The following is a 2,768-nucleotide window of genomic DNA, read 5'->3' on the forward strand; positions in this document are numbered from 1 at the left end:
ACGGCATCAAGACCGCAGCCGAACGAACTCATCTGCATCAATTCGAGATTCGGATAATCACGAATGAATTCTGCCGCCGCATAGAGGCGTGCATGATACGTCCATTGGTTGACGACACGAAGCTTCGGCATTTCCTTCGCAGGAAGTGCATCCTCCGACAATACGACAAGCCCATACGACGTTAAGAGTTCGGGAAGACCATGATTGATCTCACCATCGATATGATACGGTCTGCCTGCCAACACGATCCCTTGTTTGCCCGTCTGCTTCAAGTAGTCGAGCACTTCTTGGCCTTTGGCACGCACGTCCGCTTTATAGCGATCGAGTTCTGCATAAGCGGCCTCTACCGCCTGTTTGATCTCTTGTTTACCGATACCGTCCGCGCAAAATTCTTCATAAAGACGTACAGCCATGCGTTTTTTGTCATCGAGCGGAAGGAACGGCTGCATAAATCTCACCGCATGAACACTTTCCATATTAGAGCGAATGTTCTCCGGATACGATGTTACGATAGGACAGTTGTATTGGTTATCTGCCGACTCGTATTCCTTACAGTTGAACGGAATACACGGATAGAATATCTTCTTAATACCTTTTCTCACGAGATCGGCAATATGCCCGTGCACCAGCTTCGCAGGATAGCAAAGTGAATCGGACGGGATCGTATCCATGCCCATCTCGAACAGATGTTTCGACGATACACCCGACAGTACGACGCGATACCCGAGTTTTGTGAAGAACGTATGCCAGAACGGATAGTCCTCGAACATATTGAGTACGCGCGGAATACCGATCATACCGCGTTTTGCCTCCGCAAGAGGAAGCGAACGATAGCCGAATACACGTTTGTATTTATAATCATACAGATTCGGTATCTCGTTTTTCTTTACCTCAAGACCGATACCGCGTTCACAACGGTTACCGATCTGATATTTGCCGCCGCCCGAGAAATGCTGTACCGTGATAACGCACTGGTTACCGCACTTATTGCAGCGATAGTTTTCTGCATGATGCTCAAAATGCGCAAGCTGCTCTCTGCCGAGGATCGTCGATCCGCCTGTCGAAGCACGACGTTTCGCAATGAGTGCAATACCGTAAGCACCCATCAACCCCGAGATATCGGGACGGATGACTTCACGTCCGAGAAGCTGTTCCATCGAACGAAGCACGGCATCGTTGTAGAATGTACCGCCTTGTACGACGATCTTCTCGCCGAGTTCTTCCGCGTGCTTGATACGGATCACTTTAAACAGCGCATTTTTCACGACCGACATCGCCAGACCAGCCGCGATATTGGCAACCGTCGCGCCTTCTTTTTGCGCTTGTTTTACCTTCGAATTCATAAATACCGTACAACGCGTACCGAGATCGACAGGACGATCTCCGCGTACAGCATGCTGCACGAATTCTTGTATCGTGATGCCGAGCGAGCGTGCAAAGCCTTCGAGGAACGAACCACAGCCCGCCGAGCACGCTTCATTCAGCATAATATTATCAATAACACCGTTGCGGACGAAGAAGCTCTTCATATCCTGTCCGCCAATATCGAGAACGAACGTTACACCCGGCGCGAATTGGTTCGCCGCCGTCAAATGCGCGACCGTTTCGACTTCACCAACATCTACCTTGAGTGCCGCTTTGATGATATGCTCACCATATCCCGTAACGCCCGCACACGCGATCTCCGTCTTATCATTCAGCGCATCATACAACTTCTTCAGCTCGCTGACGACCGTATCGAGCGGACTGCCATGGTTGCCGCAATAAGACGAATAGAGCAGTGCTCCCGACTCACCGATGAGCGTCAGCTTCGTCGTCGTCGAGCCTGCGTCGATACCGAGATACGCTTTGCCTTCATACGTGTCAAGAGGCTCTCTGTTGACCTTCGTCTTATCGTGACGCGCCGTAAACGCTTCATACTCTTCTTCGCTGTCAAACAGCGGCGGAAGCGTTTCCGTTTCGGCTTCTCCCGTATCCGAAAGATTCGTAAGCGCTGTCATAAGCGACGTATAATCTATTTGGAAATCCGTTTCATTGAGTGCCGCACCGAGCGCACCGAAGTAACAACCGTCACTGCAGTGTGCGATCTCTTCATCTTGCAGTTCAAGCACATCAATAAAACGCGCCTTCAGCTCCGATAAGAAATAGAGCGGTCCACCGAGAAACGCGACCGTTCCCGTGATCGGGCGACCTTGTGCCAAGTTACCGATCGTCTGATTGACGACCGCTTGGAAGATCGACGCCGCAATATCTTCTTTCGACACCCCATCGTTCATCAATGCCTGCACGTCTGTCTTGGCAAACACGCCGCATCGGGAAGCGATCGGATAGATCGATTCATAATGTTTTGCCAGTTCGTTAAGACCTGCCGCATCACAATCAAGAAGCGTTGCCATCTGGTCGATGAACGCTCCCGTACCGCCCGCACAAACACCATTCATACGCTGTTCAACAGGATCTTTCAGATACGTGATCTTGGCATCTTCCCCGCCAAGCTCGATCGCAACATCGGTCTGCGGAATTCTGCATCGAATCGCTTTGGTACACGCAATTACTTCCTGTACAAATGGGAACTTGCCGCTCTTGGCAACCCCCATACCTGCCGACCCTGTAAAAACGATAGAAAATCGTCTGCCATTTAGAATCGGACCGGCATATTCGGATATTTGACGGATGGTTTGTTTAATGTTGGAAAAATGCCGCTCATACCACTGCCCCAAAACTGTATCGTCGGTATCTAAAATGACCATTTTTACCGTCGTAGAACC

Annotated in this window: 1 protein-coding gene; it reads right to left on the reverse strand. The window is 50.4% G+C overall.

Going from position 1 to position 2,768, the window contains the following annotated elements:
* On the reverse strand, positions 1 to 2,768 hold a 2,768-nt coding region (locus IJN28_06940; GenBank protein MBQ6713501.1), incomplete at both ends, for a 2-hydroxyglutaryl-CoA dehydratase.

It is taken from the genome of Selenomonadales bacterium, assembly GCA_017442105.1.
Taxonomy (GTDB): domain Bacteria; phylum Bacillota; class Negativicutes; order RGIG982; family RGIG982; genus RGIG982.